Source organism: Bradyrhizobium sp. Leo114, assembly GCF_055229415.2.
Genome location: NZ_JBUYEN020000018.1, coordinates 42,129 through 61,049 on the forward strand (window position 1 = coordinate 42,129; position 18,921 = coordinate 61,049).

19 protein-coding genes and 2 pseudogenes are annotated in these 18,921 nt (G+C 59.1%); 10 read left to right on the forward strand and 11 right to left on the reverse strand.

Annotated features, from left to right (window positions below):
* Positions 1-81: 81 nt before the first annotated feature.
* A complete protein-coding gene (locus tag ACZIRK_RS22375; protein ID WP_165435043.1) occupies positions 82-2,031 on the reverse strand; it encodes a PAS domain-containing sensor histidine kinase in 1,950 nt (649 codons plus the stop codon).
* A 467-nt stretch (positions 2,032-2,498) separates the two neighbouring features.
* A pseudogene (locus tag ACZIRK_RS22380) lies at positions 2,499-2,780 on the reverse strand (transposase); the annotation flags it as partial.
* A gap of 114 nt (positions 2,781-2,894) precedes the next feature.
* On the opposite strand from ACZIRK_RS22380, the gene plsY reads away from it, so the two are divergent.
* Positions 2,895-3,581, forward strand: a complete 687-nt coding sequence (gene plsY / locus ACZIRK_RS22385) for a glycerol-3-phosphate 1-O-acyltransferase PlsY (RefSeq protein WP_463328121.1) — start codon at positions 2,895-2,897, stop codon at positions 3,579-3,581.
* Between the two features lie 178 nt (positions 3,582-3,759).
* Here the strand turns inward: plsY and ACZIRK_RS22390 are convergent, their stop codons facing one another.
* Positions 3,760-4,107, reverse strand: a complete 348-nt coding sequence (locus tag ACZIRK_RS22390; RefSeq protein WP_130223116.1) for a winged helix-turn-helix transcriptional regulator — start codon at positions 4,105-4,107, stop codon at positions 3,760-3,762.
* Between the two features lie 104 nt (positions 4,108-4,211).
* Here ACZIRK_RS22390 and ACZIRK_RS22395 point away from each other — a divergent pair, with 104 nt between their 5' ends.
* Positions 4,212-5,207, forward strand: a complete 996-nt coding sequence (locus ACZIRK_RS22395; RefSeq protein WP_130223118.1) for a zinc-binding dehydrogenase — start codon at positions 4,212-4,214, stop codon at positions 5,205-5,207.
* Positions 5,208-5,472: 265 nt separating this feature from the next.
* Here ACZIRK_RS22395 and ACZIRK_RS22400 read toward each other — a convergent pair whose 3' ends face one another.
* Entirely contained in the window at positions 5,473-5,928 is a 456-nt protein-coding gene (locus ACZIRK_RS22400) for a hypothetical protein (protein WP_463328122.1), read from the reverse strand.
* Here ACZIRK_RS22400 and ACZIRK_RS22405 point away from each other — a divergent pair.
* From ACZIRK_RS22405 to ACZIRK_RS22440, 8 genes and pseudogenes are all read left to right on the forward strand, one after another.
* Positions 5,927-6,244 carry a helix-turn-helix domain-containing protein gene (locus tag ACZIRK_RS22405; RefSeq protein ID WP_463328123.1) on the forward strand — a complete coding sequence of 106 codons (318 nt, stop codon included), beginning with the start codon at positions 5,927-5,929 and terminating at the stop codon, positions 6,242-6,244. The genes ACZIRK_RS22400 and ACZIRK_RS22405 overlap by 2 nt on opposite strands.
* Positions 6,245-6,720: 476 nt before the next feature.
* Positions 6,721-6,999: pseudogene (locus ACZIRK_RS22410) on the forward strand (thiamine pyrophosphate-binding protein); the annotation flags it as partial.
* A gap of 221 nt (positions 7,000-7,220) precedes the next feature.
* Complete coding sequence (locus ACZIRK_RS22415) at positions 7,221-7,916, forward strand: thiamine pyrophosphate-dependent enzyme (RefSeq protein ID WP_463328124.1); 696 nt, start codon at positions 7,221-7,223, stop codon at positions 7,914-7,916.
* Positions 7,917-8,242: 326 nt separating this feature from the next.
* Positions 8,243-8,602 carry a hypothetical protein gene (locus ACZIRK_RS22420; protein WP_028161597.1) on the forward strand — a complete coding sequence of 120 codons (360 nt, stop codon included), beginning with the start codon at positions 8,243-8,245 and terminating at the stop codon, positions 8,600-8,602.
* 215 nt (positions 8,603-8,817) lie between these two features.
* Complete coding sequence (locus tag ACZIRK_RS22425) at positions 8,818-10,878, forward strand: DUF1217 domain-containing protein (protein ID WP_130223304.1); 2,061 nt, start codon at positions 8,818-8,820, stop codon at positions 10,876-10,878.
* 171 nt (positions 10,879-11,049) lie between these two features.
* Positions 11,050-11,943, forward strand: coding sequence for a hypothetical protein (locus ACZIRK_RS22430; protein WP_130223125.1), 894 nt, complete (start codon positions 11,050-11,052; stop codon positions 11,941-11,943).
* Between the two features lie 751 nt (positions 11,944-12,694).
* On the forward strand, positions 12,695-12,895 hold the full coding sequence (locus tag ACZIRK_RS22435) for a hypothetical protein (RefSeq protein ID WP_028161595.1): 201 nt from the start codon (positions 12,695-12,697) through the stop codon (positions 12,893-12,895).
* 144 nt (positions 12,896-13,039) lie between these two features.
* Positions 13,040-13,753 carry a response regulator transcription factor gene (locus ACZIRK_RS22440; RefSeq protein WP_130223127.1) on the forward strand — a complete coding sequence of 238 codons (714 nt, stop codon included), beginning with the start codon at positions 13,040-13,042 and terminating at the stop codon, positions 13,751-13,753.
* Here the strand turns inward: ACZIRK_RS22440 and ACZIRK_RS22445 are convergent.
* The 7 genes from ACZIRK_RS22445 to fliQ form a co-directional block, all read right to left on the reverse strand.
* Positions 13,719-14,156, reverse strand: coding sequence for a hypothetical protein (locus ACZIRK_RS22445; protein ID WP_474418527.1), 438 nt, complete (start codon positions 14,154-14,156; stop codon positions 13,719-13,721). The genes ACZIRK_RS22440 and ACZIRK_RS22445 overlap by 35 nt on opposite strands.
* Before the next feature lie 11 nt (positions 14,157-14,167).
* Complete coding sequence (locus ACZIRK_RS22450) at positions 14,168-14,665, reverse strand: hypothetical protein (protein WP_245474514.1); 498 nt, start codon at positions 14,663-14,665, stop codon at positions 14,168-14,170.
* Between the two features lie 23 nt (positions 14,666-14,688).
* On the reverse strand, positions 14,689-15,171 hold the full coding sequence (locus tag ACZIRK_RS22455; protein ID WP_463328125.1) for a rod-binding protein: 483 nt from the start codon (positions 15,169-15,171) through the stop codon (positions 14,689-14,691).
* A gap of 140 nt (positions 15,172-15,311) precedes the next feature.
* Positions 15,312-15,734, reverse strand: a complete 423-nt coding sequence (locus ACZIRK_RS22460) for a hypothetical protein (RefSeq protein WP_130223132.1) — start codon at positions 15,732-15,734, stop codon at positions 15,312-15,314.
* A 7-nt stretch (positions 15,735-15,741) separates the two neighbouring features.
* Entirely contained in the window at positions 15,742-16,491 is a 750-nt protein-coding gene (gene fliR / locus ACZIRK_RS22465; protein ID WP_130223134.1) for a flagellar biosynthesis protein FliR, read from the reverse strand.
* The gene (gene flhA, locus ACZIRK_RS22470) at positions 16,488-18,575 is read right to left on the reverse strand and encodes a flagellar biosynthesis protein FlhA (RefSeq protein WP_463328126.1); all 2,088 of its coding nucleotides are present in this window, start codon (positions 18,573-18,575) and stop codon (positions 16,488-16,490) included. The genes fliR and flhA overlap by 4 nt, the downstream gene beginning before the upstream one ends.
* Positions 18,576-18,653: 78 nt before the next feature.
* Entirely contained in the window at positions 18,654-18,920 is a 267-nt protein-coding gene (gene fliQ / locus ACZIRK_RS22475; RefSeq protein WP_028161589.1) for a flagellar biosynthesis protein FliQ, read from the reverse strand.
* Position 18,921: the final 1 nt, after the last annotated feature.

Consider the following 18,921-nt stretch of genomic DNA (forward strand, 5'->3'; position numbering starts at 1 on the left):
GTGGATTGAAAAAGCATGTCCTTGCCGATCGGCATGGCCATGCTCCAGCGAACAACGCGGTTCGCAAGTGGTGCTGCCCGTTCACTGTACCGGCATTGGACGATCGTTCGCGGCGGGAGTGGTCTCGTCCCGCTCGGGCGGCAGGCGGAATTCAAATACCGCCCCACAGGGCTCGTTGGCAGATGCCCCCAATCGTCCACCGTGCGCCTCGATGATCGAGCGGCAGATCGCCAGGCCCATGCCCATGCCCTCGGGCTTGGTCGTATAGAACGCCTCGAACAGGCGGTCGGCACTGTTCGGATCCAGCCCGACCCCGGTGTCCAGCACCGCTACGCTCACGGCCCCGGATTCATCGAGATGGGATCGGATCCGCAGCATGCGCGGCCGCTCCGTCACCTGCTTCATGGCGTCGATGCCGTTCATCATCAGGTTCAGCAGCACCTGCTGCACCTGCACCCTATCGCCTACCACCGGCGGAAGTTCGGGCGCTAACTCGGTCCGCAGCAGGATGCCATGCCGGAGCACTTCGCCATGGAGCACGGCGACCGTATCCCGGATCAGCTCGGTCACGTCGACGCATTCCCTGATGGTGGCTGTCTTCTTGAGGAGCGCGCGCACCCGCCCGATCACCTCGCCGGCCCGATGCCCGTCTCCGACGATGTGCTCGAACGTCCTGCGCGCCCCCTCGAGATCGGGCGGCTGCCGGTCGAGCCAGCGCAGGCCCGCATAGCCGTTACTGACAATCGCGCTAAGTGGTTGGCTGACCTCGTGGGCGATGGAGGAGGTCAGCGCGTTTATCGTCGTCACGCGCGTGATGTGCGCGAGCTCGGCCTGGGTCTCGTGCAGCGCCTCCTCGGCCCGCTTGCGCTCGGTAATGTCAGTGATCGTCACCATTACGCGATCGAGATTGGAAGGTCGGGGCGGGAAGGTGATCGCAAAGAGAACCGTCAGTTTTTCTCCCTTCAGTGTTTGGAGAATCGTCTCGGCTGAAAAATACGGGCGCTCTTCTGCGACGGCGATCAACTCCCCGGCAAACGCCTCCAATGTTTCGGAGGTGAATACGGCATCCAGCGAGTGGAGGAGCTCGTCCTTGCTCTGCGCTTTGAATAGCTCGACCGTTGCATCGTTTACGTCGACGACCTTCGCACGCGAGATGGACTCTCGTACGAACTCCGGATGTGCTGCAAAATATGCGCGGAAGTCTGCAACGCCTTGAGCTCTCAGTTCGTCGATGGCCGCTTTGATCTGAGAGAAGTCCTCTTCCCAGATCGACACGCCCGCCATCCGGAAAATGCTCTTGTATCGTCTCTCGCTCTCCCGCAGCGCGTCCTCCGCGCGCTTGCGATCGCTGATGTCATTGTTGGTCTCCAGGATCGCGGCCGGAAGGCCACGTTCGTCCTTTTGCAGGGACCACCGACTGGCTACGATTGCCTGCGTGCCGTCCTTCCTCGTGTGGACGAGCTCTCCTTCCCAGCGACCGGTTCGGAGCAACTCTTCCATGATCGCTTCGAGCGGCATGGGGAAGATCGTCTGCATCAGTTGGTGAGTGATCCTGCCGAGGGCTTCCGCCTTCTTCCACCCGTACAGCTCCTCGGCGCCGCGATTCCAGTAGGTAATGATATCCTTCATGTCGCGCACGAAGATCGTATCGTGGCTGAGGTCGAGGAGTCCTGCCTGCTCGCGCAATACCATCTCTTGTGATCGGCTTTGCACGGCGAGGAAAGTCACAACGCCGATCGTCGCAAGGCTGAGAACGCGGTTCGAAATGGAGATGGTTTCCCACGAGTCGCCGTATGGCGTCAGAAAATGGGCGAGCACCGTCAGCGCCATGCAGCCGACGGATACGAGCACAATCCCACGCGTTTGAAGAAACCGCGCAGACAGCAGCACAACGCCGACGAACAGCGTCGAGATTACCGAGGCGGCAGGGGTGATTGCGTCAAAAATGAAGATCCCAATAGCGATGGCAACGCTAAGGATTAGAGAAGTGTGCGAAATGACTGCCGTCGGCGAAGTCGCACTGTCGTCCATTGGTTCTGCTCCGGCCACCTGTGAGGTCTCGAAACGGCCATGGAAGTGGCCCCCGCAATCGGGACCGGGCATTGTTCGTTCAGCCAGTCTGGCAAGCTGACGCTCGGGTTTCTGGAACTACGCAGCACAGGCGCTGCTCCCACCCTCGTCATTTCCACCTGCAGCGACTGCAGTTTGCGCCGACATTTTCCTTCGCCGCAAGACCCAAGAGCCTTGCCCCCTAGAGCTAGAACAGTAAAGGTCCTTCCGTAGGTTTCCGACCGTGAACGAGGTTCCCTCGAGCGTATCAAGGATGCGCGCACCAAGAAACAAGGCCATCTCAGTTGGCCGCCCCCTTTGTTTCGGATGTCGTCTGTTGTCCCATCACGTCATTTCGCTGCTACGCAACAATTGTGGCGCTCTCGGAGGAAAGCGGACCTGACCGGATTTACGAGTACGCGCCCTTGCGCCGTAGACTCATATGCGCGCAACCACAGCCGCAACGAGGCGAGCTGGACCATGGCGAGAAAATTGGCGGCGAGCTTGTCATAGCGTGTGGCGACGCGCCGGAAGTCCTCCTTCTTGGAGAAGAGCCGCCCGATCAGATTGCGCTCGCGGTAGAGCCTCTTGCTGAAGCAGGGCTTCCAGCGCCGGTTGCTCTTGGGCGGGATGTTAGGGGTGGCACCCTGCTCCTGAATCAGTTCACGGCTGCGGTCGGCATCGTAGGCCTTGTCCGCCAGCACGATGGTGCGCGGGCCAAGATCGTCAAGCGGTGTGTCGGCGATGATGCTGGGCAAGACTCTCGATCCGGTCGAAAATGGCCCATAGCGGTCAAACGAAGTTGGCGATAAAACACTGGTTGCCTGAAACTGGAAATAAAACCCATGGCGTTCTGGACAGCGGGCGCGGTTGGATTGGTGATCGCCTATCTTTTCGGTTCTACGCCCACGGGCTATCTGGCTGGGAAACTTCTCAAGGGCATTGATATTCGAGAGCATGGCTCCAAAGCCACCGGCGCTACGAATGTATTGCGGACCCTCGGTAAATGGCCTGCGTTGGTGGTGCTCGTCGCCGATTTGCTGAAAGGCGTGGGTGCCATCATCGTTGCCCGCTTGTTCTGTCCTTGGCTCTATTCCGAGTTATCTCCGACGCCGCCGACAGCGTTTGATTTGCAAATCTGGGTGCCATGGGCTGTTTGCCTGGCCGGAATTGCCGTGCTGTTTGGGCATAGCCGCTCGATTTGGTTGAACTTTACGGGCGGCAAATCCGCTGCGACCGGGCTGGGTGTGTTGCTGGCGATGTCGTGGCCAGTGGGATTAGGTGCTGTAACGGTCTTTGGCATCGTGCTGGCTATTGCTCGGATTGTTTCCCTTAGCTCGATACTCGCGGCGTTTACAGCAATCGTTCTCGTCTGCGGTTTCGAGCAACCGTTGCCCGATCGGTTGCTGGTGATCGGAGGCGGCATCTACGTGATTGTTCGCCATCGTGCCAACATTCAACGGCTATTGGTGGGGACGGAGCCGCGCCTGGGTCGAAGTGACCCCGATACGAAAGCAGAAGCGCAAGTCTAGGGTCCGGACTCAATCAGCTTAACGGTGAGGACGGCATTCGACCCTTCCAAGTCGTAGAAGGCATAAGTCGACGAGCACAGAAGCGGCCGTTCCCGCGGGAAGTTGGAGCTACCGGAGCAACGGCCTGCGTTGTTAAGGGTTACCTTGGGCGCGCGTCCGGGAGACGAACCCAGTCAGATCATCCGTGTTCGTTCGCTGCCTCGGCTGAGCCAAGTTTCGCCTGCACATCTTTTCCCCAGCTCGCCATGGCCTCCATGAGCGGCCGAAGCGTCTGACCCAGCTCGGTCAAGCTATATTCCGTCCTGGGCGGGATCGTCCCATAATCATGGCGAACCACGAGCCCCCGGCTTTGAAGCTCCTTGAGCTCCAAGGACAGGATTCGGTCGCTGATCGGTACGCATCCTCTCCGCAGCTCAGAGTAGCGCAGCTTTTCGTTGCGCAGCAGCAGGTGGACGATCTTGGCGGTCCAACGGCCGCCGAGGATCCGCGAGGCGAAGATGACGGGGCATTGACGCACGAAATGCATGAGCGTCTCACTAACAAAAAGTTCCGTACTGTCAATATAGATGTCAGTCCCTTATTCGAAGCCCATTCGGGGCGGTCAGGCCCAGGCTCACGAGGGAATTTGCTATGAAAGCCATCTGTGTAACGGAAAGTCGGACACTGGAAGTTCGCGAGGTGCCGACGCCCGATAAGCCGGCCCCCGGCCATGTGCTGGTCTTGATGGATTCGGCGACCATCACACATGGCGACAAGTTCTTTCTGAGCAACCCGCTGCCGAACGGCTTGATGTCGGGCGGTCGACACGATGTTTATGGCTCGAACGGTGGTGGTACAGTGATTGCGATAGGCGCCGATGTGCCTGCGGCCTATCTCAACAGGAAGGTAGGCGTATATAAAACCCTGAAGCCGAGCGCTGAGGCGGTAGGCATGTGGTGTGAAACGGCCCACGTTCCATATCAGAGCTGCCTCATTTTGCCCGATCAGGTGCGAGTTCGAGACTACAACGGCTCTTTCGCCAACGTTCTGACGGTTCATGCCTTCCTGGCTCAGATACGTGCGGAGGGTCACAAGGGGGTGATCGTCACGGCCGGCAACTCCGCGACGGGCCTGATCGCCGCCTCGTTGACGCGAAGACGCGGCATTCCCGCAGTCTTCCTCGTGCGTTCGACACAGGCAAGAGATGCCCTGACCAAGTACGGCATCGAGCATGTCCTGCTGACGACGCAGGACGGCTTCACGGCTCGTCTCGGCGAACTGGCAGCCGAGATCGGCGCAACTGCCGTGTTCGATGGCATCGGCGGCGAGCTTCTGGGCCGTATCATGCCTGTTCTACCCACAAATGCGACGGTGTACGTCTATGGCTTCATGGATGCGGCAACACCGACCGCCTTCTCCTCCGTGCTGATCATGGCCAAGAACCTGACGCTGCGGCGCTTCTCCAATCTGGAAAGTGCAACGGTGTCGGAGCCCGAGCGACTCGCCGCCGTCTCCCGTGAGATCAAAGAACTCATCGACGATCCGCTTCTAAAAACGAAAGTAGGCCGCGAGTTTCGTTTCGACGAGATCGGTGAAGCAATTGCTTTTCAGAATTTCTCAGGTGCGAGAGCCGTACTCGTGCCGTGACGCTTGGCCCCTCACACCTTTCGTATTCTCCCCTGACATACAACTATCGGTGTTCGCGTTTGCAATTCCGCCTGTCCGTTGACCTTGGCATCGAAGCTGTACGCGGGAGCGGGTCGCCCTAAGAGGTAGAAGCGTCCTCGCAATTGTTTTGCCAGGATCATGCTCGAAAGCGCGATGAGATGAGGATGAATCATCATCGCGCTTTAGATTATTGTTTGAGCATGATCTTTTCGGAAAACCGCTTCACACTTTTCCGGATCATGCTCTAGTAAAGATTATTTTTGTATTCGTTCTCCAGTCCCTTCTTCAGAAGGCTCGTCATGCCCGGAACGGACAATGCGGCGCTTGTAAGCCGGGCTCCAAGTCCGTTGGCCTTGTTGAGCTTGATATGCTCGGTGAAGACCTTCGCGGGATCGATGGCGGGGCGGCCGGACATTGGCCAGAGATGCGTTCGAACGAGGGCAATTCTGACATCATATTCTGAATTCCTGCCAATGCACTTCTGCGGAAATTGGAATCGATTGGAATGCCAATCCTTACTGATCTGAGCGATCGGGTTAATTTCGTCGATCCGGATGAGGTGGCGCCCGCTGTGGTCACCTACGGCATCACGATGGTCACGACCGGCGTCGAGCTTGATTTTCACAGTCGCGGTGGCGCCGGTGGGCAAGTTGCATCTGCCGATGCCAACGGATCGCCGGCTGCGCAAGATCGTCGACATGATGATGGCCGATCCTTCGGCCCAGGCGACGATGGAGATCTGGGCCAAGCGCGCCGGGCTTAGCGAGCGAACACTGGCGCGCATGATTGCCCGGCAGGCCGGCATGACCTTCGGCCGCTGGCGGCAGCAGCTCAACATCGTGCTCGCACTGCAATGGCTGGCGGGCGGCGCAACGATCCAGCAAGTGGCCATGGATCTCGGCTATGAGAGCGCGGGCAGTTTCGTCACGATGTTCAGGAAGACGCTCGGCACGACGCCGGGCCGCTATATGGCTGAACGGCAGGTGCCGCTCGCGTCTGGCAGTTCAAAGCACTAGAGCAACGCTACAGGAGCATTCTGTCGCCCTTCATGATCGAATGCTCGTCGTTGCAGCGATCACGAAGCCGTCACAGGCGCGCGCAGAGATCTCTCTTTTAGTTTATCGGCGACCTTCGATTACCGGCGACAGTTTCCCGGCAAGCTCCGCGCCTAAGTGAGGTGTGCCGGCCGCACCGTCAATCATTTCAGATGTAACCAGATTTTCGCGCTGGGTTATCGTGTCGTAACGAAGGAAAACCACATTTAGTCCAGCCAACAGTCGTGGAGTTTGTTGTGGACAGGTCTTCTTTCGATACTTCCCCCTCAAGTGCGCCCTCAATGTGGACACAGTGGGAAAACGAGCGCGACGTCAGACGAGCAGTCCGAGCGCTCGCTGCGCTTGATGATCAAACCTTGCGCGAGTTGGGTATTCGAGACCGCTCCCACGTCGAGTTCACTGTTCGATTTTGTCGCGAGTGTTGACGAGACCGCGTGATGTCACGAACCGTTGTTCAGCATGTGCTCTCGCGGCTGCATGATGTCGGCATCAGCGATGTCTTTGGCGTTCCGGGCGACTTCTCCTTTCCGCTCAACGATGCGACGTATAGCGAACCGGGCCTGCGCTGGATTGGATGCTGCAACGAGCTCAACGCCGCCTATGCCGCTGATGGCTATGCGCGGATCAAGGGCGCCGGCGCTGTCTGCACCACCTATGGCGTGGGCGAGCTCAGCGCGCTGAACGGCATCGCCGGCGCTTACGCCGAGCATCTCCCCGTTTTCCACCTGGTCGGAATGCCGCCCACGGCCGCGCAAGCCGCGCGCTCCGTGCTGCACCATACGCTGGGCAACGGCGAATTCGATCTGTTCCGCCGCATGACCGAGCCGGTGGTCTGCGCGCACTCGGTCATCACGCCGCAGAATGCTGCGTATGAGACCGAACGCCTCCTGTTTGAGGCATTCTATCATCGGAGGGGCGCACGCATTCCGGCCTCGAGATGGCCGATGTGCTCGCCGCCCTGGCGAAGCGCCTCGGCAAGCACAGCAACGTCGTCACGCCGCCTTATGCCGACCCGATTGGTACGGGAAGCGGCAGCGGCGACGACCCTATCACCGCTGCCGCGCTCTATTCGCGCTGGAACAAGTTCATACGACCTGACGATATCGTTGTCGCGGAGACCGGCACGGTCTCCATGGGGCTAGGTTTCGCGCGGCTGCCGCGGGGCGCGAGCTTCCACAACCAGGGGCTATGGGGATCGATCGGCTGGGCAACGCCGGCCGCGCTCGGCGCCGCCGCTGCCGCCCCACACCGACGCACGGTGCTCGTGACCGGAGAAGGCTCTCATCAATTTACGGTACAGGAAATCAGCCAGTTTGCCCGGCTCGGTTTGAAACCGGTGATTTTCGTGCTGAACAATGGCGGCTATCTCATCGAGCGGCTCCTCGCCAAGGAGCCTGCCGTTGCCTACAACGACGTCCCATCCTGGCGATATGCCGAGCTGCCGCGGGTGCTGGGTTGCGACGGCTGGATGACGGCGCGCACGACGACGTGCGGCGAACTCGACCAAGCGTTGCGAAGCGCCGCCGACGCGCAGAGCGGAGTCTACATCGAAGTCGTTACTTCGCCATCTGAAGCACCGCCCTTCCCGCTCCACCTGCGCGACAATGCGAAATCCCTGTATCGCATGTCCTGAGGCGCTCCGTCGGCCCATTCCGAGGGGCAATCATCGTGCGTTTGAGACGCGGGGATTCTCGTCAGTAAGCTGACTGAGCTACATCCTCCGGCTGTCCTTGGCAGCGTCGCATTCTCTCTGCTGCGGCGCCACAGAATGCGGGCCGCAAGGCCGCTGCCATCCGTTGTAACGCCATAGTGAGGTGGCTCAACGGAATTTTTCAGGACCGGCTGTGGAAGCCAACCTACATCTATCTTCACCAGCATATCGGTACGGATGCGACCGCCAATGGTCCGCAATTTAGGATGTTCACGTTGTTTATCCGAGTAGCCTTAGGAGGCAATGTCATGAAACGGCTTCTGCTCGCAATCGCAATTGCCGGTATGGGCTCGCTCTTCGTTACCAACGCCGATGCGCGGTCTGCCTATGACGGCCCTTGGAGTCTCCTGTTCGTCACGCAATACGGTCCCTGTGATCCGACGTACAATTTCTCCGTCAACATCATCAACGGCATCGTCACTCACCCCAATCTGGTGAATTTCAGGGGACGCGTGGCTCCATCCGGCGCAGTCCGCGCTTCTGTGACCGTGCACGAGAAATATGCTTCCGGATCCGGCAGGCTCGTCGGTCCGTACGGTCGTGGAACCTGGAGCGGTCATTCCGGCAATGCGCGCTGCGCAGGCTATTGGACGGCCCAGCGCAACTGACCGGCCTGCGCAACACCGATACGGCCCTGCTCTGTCGGTGACGTCTGCGTCGGAACATGGCTTCGCGGAACGTCAACGGCTCCGCCGGATGCCGCCTCAATCTCCCGGTACGGAGGCCGCCGATACTGGGCGAGCGCCTTGTTCCGGCAACCCTGCCAGCTTCACGCAAGGAAGATGGTCATTATATCAGGGAGTTTTCCAAAAAGGATGGATCGATGGTGTCGACGTACGCCAGCTACAATTCCGTCGTGCGCAACCTCCAGCAATCCCTGACGCGGGTCGCGCAGCAGGCTGACGTGACACGAAGCGCCGCCTACTACAAAGAAAACATAGGCAAGATCAAAACCGTCGATGAGTTTCTGAAGAACGACCGGCTCTACCGGTATGCGATGGAGGCATATGGGCTGGAGGATATGATCTATGCAAAAGCCTTCATGATAAAGGTGCTGGAGAGCAATCTCCTCGACGCGAACAGCTTCGCCAACAAACTGACCGACAAGCGTTTTCGTGATTTTGCGTCAGCATTTTCCTTCACAGGCTCCGATACGCCCGCTGCGCAATCGTCAAACCAGACTGACGAGATGATCGGCTTGTACACGGCATCGGTCCAAAAGCGGGTCGACGCAATCGACGAAGACACGAACTACTACAACATCGTGATCGGCCGCGTCAAAAACGTCGATGAGCTGCTGAATGACGACCGCCTTCGCACATATGTGTTCGAGGCGTTCGGCATCGACGACAGCAATTGGTCGCGCGACACGATACGAAAGGTCTTGAGCAGCGATCCATCCGATCCGAACAGTTATGTTAACACCGTTTGGGGTCCCCAGAAGGATGCGATCAATGCCAAGCTCGGTCAGGCGCAGGCGGTTGCCGCCGATGCCAATGCGAAAATTGCGCAGTATATGTCGCAGCTATCGCAGCCTGGCGCCGATGTACCAGGCTTGAGAGCGAAGATTACGACCGAAACAAACCGGTTGGCGCAAAGCAGGGCAGACATATCGAGCTACCAGGACTCTCTCACCACAATCGGCCACTATTTCGATCTCGCTGGCGCGTTCGAGTTTTCGGCAGATGGAACGCTTGCTTCCGGCGGGTCCGCTCAGACCGACGCGAACCGGAAGAGCACCAACGATAAATTTGTCCTCACCAAGGGGGCCGAATATCTCGACGCGGAGGAAGAAAATGAAACCCTCGCGATCAAGCAGTTCAAGGCCAATATTTCTAATATAAAGTCAGTTCAACAGTTCATGTCCGCGCCGAACATCTATAACTTCGCACTCAAGGCGGTTGGCCTCGACCCGGAAAAAGTCTCGCCGGTCACGATCAAGGCCGTGCTCACCAGCGATCTGAGCGACCCGACGAGCTATGCCTATACCCTCCGAGACGACCGATACATACAGCTCGCGCACGCTTTCAACTTTGACAGCAAGGGCAACCTGACAACGCCCCTGGTGGCGCAGAACTCGGTTGAAGTCACGCAGATCGTCAAGGACTACATCATCGCAAAAACGCGATTTGCGAGCGATACGGAAAAAGACAGCCTTCGCCAGAAGGCCGAGAAGGACGCCAAGTATTACCAGACCACGATCGCAGGCATCGAGAGCGTTTCCGAGTTGCTTTCGGACAGAAAGTTGGTCGATATCGTTCTTGTTGCAAACGGCCTGGATCCTGCGAAGGTCACCGACGACTATCTCAAGAAGATCTTCAATTCCGATCTGAGCGATCCCACGAGCTTCGCAAACACCGCCAGCGACTCCCGCTTTGCCGAGATCGCGGCATCGTTCAATTTCGACAACGAAGGCAACATCGCCCGGATCGCGACCATAGGACCGCATCGGCGGGACCAGCTCCTGGAGACGCAGAACAACTATCTCCAGCAAACGTTGGAGGCGCAGCAGGGAGAGGCGAATGCCGGTGTTCGCCTGGCGCTGTATTTCGAACGAAAGTCCGCACAGATCACGTCCGCATACGATATCCTCGCCGACCGGGCTCTCGCGCAGGTGTTTCGAACCACCTACAATCTGCCGGATGCGATGGGGAGCATGGACATCGATCAGCAAGCAAAGATCGTCGAAAAGCACCTCAACCTGAAGGATCTCGCCGATCCGGAGAAACTTGCAGCGCTGCTGAAGCGGTTTACCGCGATGTACGATGTGATGAACAACAGCAGCCAGGTTACGTCACCTGCGCTCGCCATCCTGCAAGGGTCTGGCACTGGCATCAATCAGGACACGCTGCTGTCTATCGCGCTGCTCGGCAAGCAGCGTTGAACAGCCGCAGCTCCCGGCAACATGGGAGCTGCATTCCGGATGCGGACCGCTGCGATCGCGGAAGATCCGCTGCCAACGCCAACATCGCCTCCCGCTGGCCCGAGGGATCGTAGGTTTCACGCAAGGTTCGCTTGATATCCAGCAAATCAGGATTTGTCCGCCGACAAAATCATGGCCGAACCAGCAACCAACGAGACCGCAGCCGAAGCGACGCCGACTGCCCCGCAGCCAACCGCCACTGATGCCGGCAAGAGCGGCGCATCGCCGCCGCGACCCGGCAATAAGGCGAAGGCCACCGCCTCTCGTCCGGCCGCAGCTACGGTTGACGAGCTGCTCGCCCAGGAGGCGCTCGCCACCATGAAGCGCACCCGCACAATGCCGCGGCCTGAGCCTGTCAGGCCCAAGGCGCGTACGCCGATCCCGGCCGCCACGCTCGTCGTCAAGAAGCCGCAGCCACGGACATGGATGGCGCCGTTCGTCACTCTTGCAGTGATCGTCGCGATCTCCTCTCTCATCTCGATAGGCGGCGTCGCCTACCTGGTCCTGCGGCCCATTGCGATTACCGCAGCATCGGATGCCGAGCTTCGCAACCTCCGTGAGGCGATGTCGCAACTGCGCCGCAACGTTGCGAGCCTATCAAGCGATGTCGCGGCGAACCGCACCGCATTCGACGCCGCAAACCGAGCCGCGAGCGACCGGTATGGCCGACTGGTCCAAAGCGTCGAGCGCGTCGAAAGAGATCAATCGATATCGGCCACCAAGGTCGAACGCATGGTCGAAGCAAAGCCGCAGGTTGCACGAACCGTAGCGGCAGCTTCATCCTCCGACGTCACTGGCACCATTCAGGCGCAGCCGCGGCAAACCACGGCGCGACGAGAGATCATCCCGGGTTGGCGCGTGCGGCGCGCTTATGAGGGCGTTGCCATACTTGAAGGACCAGCAGGTGTGATCGAGGTTACTCGGGGCCAGGAGGTGCCGAGCCTGGGTCGCATCGAGGAAATCAAAAACGAGAACGGTGGCTGGCAAGTATTGACCAGCAAGGGCATTGTTGCTTCCGCGCGTTGATGTTGCCACTGCACGACTGATCGTGTGATGCGGTCAATTCGCCAGATATGCACGCAAGCGTGCATTGTTCCATATGACCCGATAGCATGCACCGCGGCGCCCCTATGACCGCTGGCGCGCATTGAGTTCCATGTGACCGCTAGCGCGCATTGTGGGCATGCCACGCACAGCAACGCGAGCACCACATGTTTCACTTTCCGCGGACTGCACTCGCGCCTCGATCTGCATGTCGATCGTCAGATACGCGCCTGTTGATGCGACGCACGACGAATAGCAGCGCCTCTATCGAACCTATGCGACGTTTTGACGCTCACCAAAATCAAGGGTTCATCACATCGAGCGATGATCTCGCGTCGCGCCACACGATGATCTCGTGTTGGCGACACCACTTCAACTCCACGGCTACGAGTGATCGATGCTTATCGAAGCGTTTTCGCAGCGTTTTGACGACGGCGGAGATGTCAATTGATGAAAAGTCCGCCTAGCGCGCGCGGAAAAAATAACCTCATCGAAACACAAATATGTTGCACGACGGTTTCATGACGACGATCGTCGCTCTTGGCAGAAAAATTCTCCTCCTTTGTTTCAACTTAGAGGAGCACATTGCCAAGTAGTCCGAGCAAATGGGTTGAGTAAGCGTTTCAATAAAGCAACATCTACTCGCTGACGAGTTGTCTCGCAGTAAATGCCTAGTTCAATTGCTTGACGATCATACTCCACTTCGACGTAATGGACGTGATCCGATTCGACAGTGCGCGAGCTGATGTTCATTCTTGATGTGACCTTCAACAACAAGACGCTGTTCGCTTCTCGCCGCAATTTCGATCGGTTGTATCGAGACCAGACTGCAATTGCACGAACAGTGCTGAGGAACCCAAAAAGATTGCCGGGCAGCATCACCACCACGGCAACGTTCCTCGTCGCCTCAAACGGCGGCATCACCCGCGCCTGATCAAGCTTTCGAGCAAACCAGACGCGCGTGCTTCGGTCTCAGTAACTTGTATCGGGTCAGTACCTGTGGTGTTGCGTAACCAAGCGGAGCGAGCACGCCTGCTCGACTCCACAACAACTATCTAGGGCAAACAGGGGCATCCACATGTTCATCGTCATCGATGATCGGGAGACCGTTACACGGGGCTATGCGGCTGGATTCGATCGCGAAGGCGTCGTTTCGATCGGCTTCTCATCGAAAGATTTTCGCGAATGGCTACAATCCGCCGTAGGCAATGACGTAATGGCAATCGGGGCGTTTATCCTGGGGGACTGCTCGGATCGAACGAGCATTCCCAAGAGCATCCGCAACAAGTCTCACGCGCCGATCATCGCCCTGAACAACCTGAAGCAGCTCCGGGACACGATCGAGCTGTTCGAAGCCGGCGTCGACGACGTCGTCCATATTCCGATCCATGTTCGCGAGATCCTGGTTCGCACGGCCGTCATCCGCCGACGAACCGTCGGTCAATCAGCCGAAACGCCAACCAGCCTGATCCGCGTTTTTCTTGACGGCCGGGATCCGGAAATCGGCGGCAGAACGCTGGCCCTGCCGCGTCGCGAGCTGCGCATTCTCGAGCATCTGGTCGCGCACCAGGGAAAGTGGCTGACAAAGACCCAGCTCTTCAATGCGACCTACGGTCTTTTCGACTCGAGCTTCGACGAAAACGTGATCGAGGGGCACGTGAGCAAGCTTCGCAAGAAGCTCCGCAACCACCTCGGCTACGATCCGATCGAGTCAAAGCGCTATATGGGATATCGGCTCGACGACTTGCGAAAGCGGTCTAACGACGAATTTGATCCTTCGGAACATAATTGAAGTCCTGAACGAGCACGTCCTGCAAGACGTCAGCCTGAAGGCGCTTGTTGACGTGCTCTCTGACCGTACGTGAAAAGTGGGCGAGATCGAATCGAGAAAGGTTCTTGAAGTCGAGATTCTCATCGGAATAGATTTTCCGAAATGCCTCGTCCACGACGAAAGCTTCCGGCGGCACCGGAAGCTGACGAAGCACTGTTGAATCCGCCGTGAAGACGAACTGTGCAACGATGTAGCCCTGGACGCTGCCATCAGCGATCATCGGCACGTTGATCACCCTCGTCTTCTCGTAGACGAGGCCGCCCGCGTAGTCCTGCTTGGCCGCAGGCGCGGCATGTCCTTCCTTCCAGTAAGACAGAGCCAGGCTTGCGCCGACGGTGACGATGCAGGCCCAGACGCCGGCCACGAGCAGCCTGACTATTTGCATCCGCCCGGCCCCATCAATGAGTATGTGCCATCCGATTCAACTTCCTGGATCGACTTCGCGATGATCGCTGAGACTTCGCGAACGGCATCGAGATGCATTTGTAGTGCGGCCTGATTTCTGACGAGGCTCGCCCGCAGGCGCGTCAGGTGCGCGACCACACGAGGGTCGAACTCGATCCCCTGTGTCACGCGCATGGCCCTCGTCAGTTCAAGCAGGCCACGATTCTTGCGCTGACTAAAGGAATCAAAATCGACTTGCGCCCGGTTCTCGAGTTTGTCCGTTTCCTCGTCAATGGTCGCCGTGAGCCGCTCGATCGCATTCAACGCGTTCGAGTTGGTTCCCAGCCATTGAGCCGCGATATCCTGCGCATCCGTCAGCTCGGGCAAGGCTTGTTGTGACAGCGCCGGCAGACCGCCTCCCTCGGAAACAATCGTCGCCTGTGCCTCGAGGATTTCAAGCGTTTGTTGCTGCTCGTCATTCTGATCCATCGTTGCGCTCATCTTGCTGCAAATTAGCCGTTACCAGTCGCGGAATTGGCAACGGAGCGCGATTTCGCGAGCTGCTTGGCAATTCCGATTCCTTCACCCTTGGCCATCTCATTGCTGATCTGTTCAGCCAGCATCGACCGCCAGATCGTGCCGGCGGTTCCTTTGCCGAAAATCTCGCTCGCGTTCTGCGGCAGCATCGACTCGACGAACGTTTGCAGGACGAACGCTTCGAACTTCCGAAAGACGCCGCGATCGGTATCTGCCTTCCTGATGATCGTGGCGTGCCCGCTGCCGTCGATCGCGGCGCCGCGCAAAGCGCTCGTGCCTTGCTCAGACACCGTGGGTCGTTCCAGCGCACCTGTCTCGATCTTCCGGTCCATCGCCGCGGCGAAGTCTTCGCCTGCGGACGAGGCGCGCTCAAGCTTGCCAGTGGCCATGCGCTGGGAGACCGGATCTGCGGCCTCCATCACATCCAGGATAAGATCCGGTACGGGGCTGACCGTCATGCTGTGCCTCTCCTTGATCATGATCCGATTAAAGGGAATCGGATCATGACCTCATCTCTTTGTTTGAGCATGATCCTCCCACGCAAACGCTTCGCGTTTGTCGCGAGGGAAAACCGGTTTCCACTTTTCCGGATCATGCTCTAGCGATCCAAACTGGTTTCATTGGCCTGCATTTTCTCGGCCGGCCGTTTCGCCGCTGTTTCAGTTACTTCCTCAAGGACGCGCTGCTCCCGCTGTCGAAATGCCTGCCGCGCGACCGTTTCAGCCATTCGGAGCACCTGCTTCAGTTTGCGGGCCTCGGTCATCGCGTGCGAGGTGATACGCTCCTTCGCCTTAGCCACCACTCCTTGTTCAACGCTCGCGGTCCTCAGATTCTGACCCGCGTTTTGCGCCGCCAACGGCGTCACTCCGATCGCCTCGTTGAACCCCTCGATGATCCGACGCTGCCGCTCCTGCAGTTCCTGCTCCTTCGCCTGGCACTCTATGAGTTCCCATTGCGCAAGACGGTGCATCTTCGCCTGGACGGCGGCGATGCGACGGATTTTCCGATCTCTTGATTTCATGCGTCGATCAACCGGCCAGCCACGATGAAAATGCGATTGTGAACTGCAGCACGAGTTCACGACTGGTCAGATAGACCAGCATGAGGCCGCCGAAGACCACGAAAGGCAGCGAAATAAAATAGACGGGAATGCTTGGCGTCAGCTTGTTGGCGAGCCCGAGCGCGAGGTTGACAATGACGCCGTAAACGATGAACGGGCTGGCCACCCTGAGTGCCAGGACGAACGCTTGTGAAAGATGATCGGTGAGCTCGGAGAGCCCGGTCTCGCCGCTGATGCCGACCGCCGGCGTCCAGATTCGATAGGAGTTAATGAGACCGCGGAGCAGCTCCCAATGTTGACCGGTCATGAAGAACAGGACGATCGCCGGCAATGTGATGAATGGCACGAGGGCCGGCATCTGTTGACCGTCTTCCAACGTTCCGGGTATTCCGCTGAGCCCAATCGCGGATGCGGCCATCGTCACCATTGTTTCCAGGGCGAAAAAGAACACCGCGGCGGTCAGGCCGATCAGGAGGCCGATCACCAACTCCGACATGATCGCACGGACGATGGCCGCCATCGCGGCTGTCTCCACGACAGGGCGTACGCTCGCCTCCAGCAAGGGCGCCAACATCAGCGTGACGTTGATGGCCATGAACAGCCGGACCTGCACCGGAATGTTGGAACGCGAAAATCCCGGCGCGATCATCAAGCATGTGCCGACCCGGCAGAAGATCAGAAATGTGGCCAGCACGGAGCCTGATGCGCTCGCGATCAAGAAATTGCTCCGAGCGACTTCACCTCGACACCGCGCGCGATCTCGACGTGCGACAACACCGGCAGGGTCGGGAACACCCGCTCCGTGATCATGCGAACATATGGACGAACTTCCGGGGGCGCGACGAGCACGACGCTTTCGCCCTGCCCCATTGCCTTTCGAACCGCCGTCGTAACGTCCGCCGCGAACTGCTCGACCAGGCGAGGATCGGCGTCGAATTCCACGATCTCGCCCTTGGCATCGCGTTTGAGGCTTTGATGGAATGCGAGATCCCAGCGATTTCCGAGCCGCAGCACTTTGAGCACCCCGTTGTCGGCGAAGTCACCGCAGATCTGCTGCGCGATGCGCATGCGAACGTGCTCCGCGATAGGTTCGGCGCGGCGGATGAAAGGCGCGATTTCCGCAACGGCTTCGAGAATCAGATGCAGGTTCCTGATCGAGATGCGCTCAGCAAGCAGCAGCTTGAGGACCGCCTGCAGGCCCGAATAGGAGATTTGCGACGGGCAGATATCCTCAATGAGCCGCTTGTACTCGGGGTCGAGCCGATCCAGCAGGGCCCGCATGTCCTTGTAGGAAAGAAGCTGCGCCAGATTGCCACGGATGATTTCGCTCAAATGGGTGAGAAGGACGGAAATGTTGTCCGCAACCTTGAAGCCATCCCGTCTGACCTCTTCGAGGAACGTCTCGGGTATCCACATCGCCTTCATGCCGAAGGCCGGCTCCGCCGTCTCGTCGCCCGGCACGTCCGGCTTGCGAACACCATCGAAGAGCACCAGAACCTCGCCGATGCGAAGCTCATGCTGCGCCACGATAGTGCCGTGTATCTTGATGCGGTAGCTCTTCGGCCCGACGGACATGTCGTCCGTCAATTTGATTTCGGGAATCACAAACCCGTATTGGGTCGCAAAGCGGCGCCGTATCTTGCTGACGCGATGCGAAAGTTCCCCGTGCGCATGCAGCATTTGAACCGCAAGCTGGCTGCCTACGCAGAGCTCGACGTCCGCTGTCTTCAGATATTCCTTGATCGATTCTTTCGAGTCGGCCTGCGATCGTTCGCGCTCCTGCGCTGCAAGCACCTCCTCCTGCTGCCGTCTCGCCGCCTGCCGGCGGGGAAGCGCGTAACTCATGAATGCCATCACGCCGCCCAGGAAAGCAAAGGGCAGCAGTGGCAGGCCCGGCAGCATTCCCAGAACGAACATCATCAGCGCGGCCACCGACTGCGCGCGCGGATAGCCGCCGAGCTGCCTGAGCACCGTCTGTTCCGCCGATCCCCTTGTGCCGCCCTTTGAAACGAGCAGGCCAGCCGAAAGGGAGACGATCAGTGCCGGGACCTGCGAGACCAGACCGTCACCGACGGAAAGCTTGGTGAAGATATCTGCTGCCCGCGCCAGCGGGAGGCCGTGATGGACCACGCCGATGACGATGCCGCCGAATATGTTGATCGCGGTGATGATCAGCCCGGCGATGGCATCCCCGCGCACGAATTTCGAAGCGCCGTCCATTGCGCCGAAGAAGGCGCTTTCCTCCTCCAGCTCCCTGCGCCGACGCTGCGCCTCCTTGTCGTCGATCAGCCCCGCGGACAGATCCGCATCGATCGCCATTTGCTTGCCCGGGATCGCATCGAGCGTGAAGCGCGCGCCGACCTCCGCGATACGCGTGGCGCCCTTGGTGATGACGACGAAATTGACCGTGACAAGAATAGCGAAAATGATCAGCCCGATGACAAAGTCGCCGCCCATCACGAACTTCGAGAAACCGGCCACCACATAGCCGGCCGCGTGCTCTCCCTCGGCCCCGCGCGACAGGATCACCCGGGTCGTCGCTACGTTCAGCGCGAGGCGAAGAATGGTCGCAATCAGGAGCACCGTCGGGAAGGCCGAAAAATCCAGCGGGCGCTGAATCCACAGCGCCACCATCAGGATCAGCGCCGAAAGCGCGATCGAGAAGGCGAGACCGACATCGATCAGGACCGATGGAACCGGCAGGACCAGCATCGTCAGGATGGCGACGATGCCGACCGCAAAAGCAACGTCGGCACCCATCCGACGCTCGCTCGGCAGAGCTGGGCTTAGTGCTTGGGCCATGGAGATTCCTGGGACACCATCATATCGGCACCTTGCAGCGCCTAGCTTGCGCGAAGGTGTTGGCCGCAGCGTCCCGCTTCAGAATCCGTGCTCGATCCGCGAGTAGAGCAGTTCGGTAAAGGCGTAAATGTGCGCGCCGATGAACGAGCCGGAGACGGCGACCACGATCAGCATGACCACCATCTTGGGGATAAAGGTCAACGTCATCTCTTGCACTTGGGTCAGTGCCTGCAGCAGAGCAATCAGGATACCGACGATCATCGCGGCCCCGACCGCGGGGCCAGAGACCACGATGATGGTCCAGATCGCCTGCTGGACGATGTCGAGAGCGTCGCGTTCGTTCATC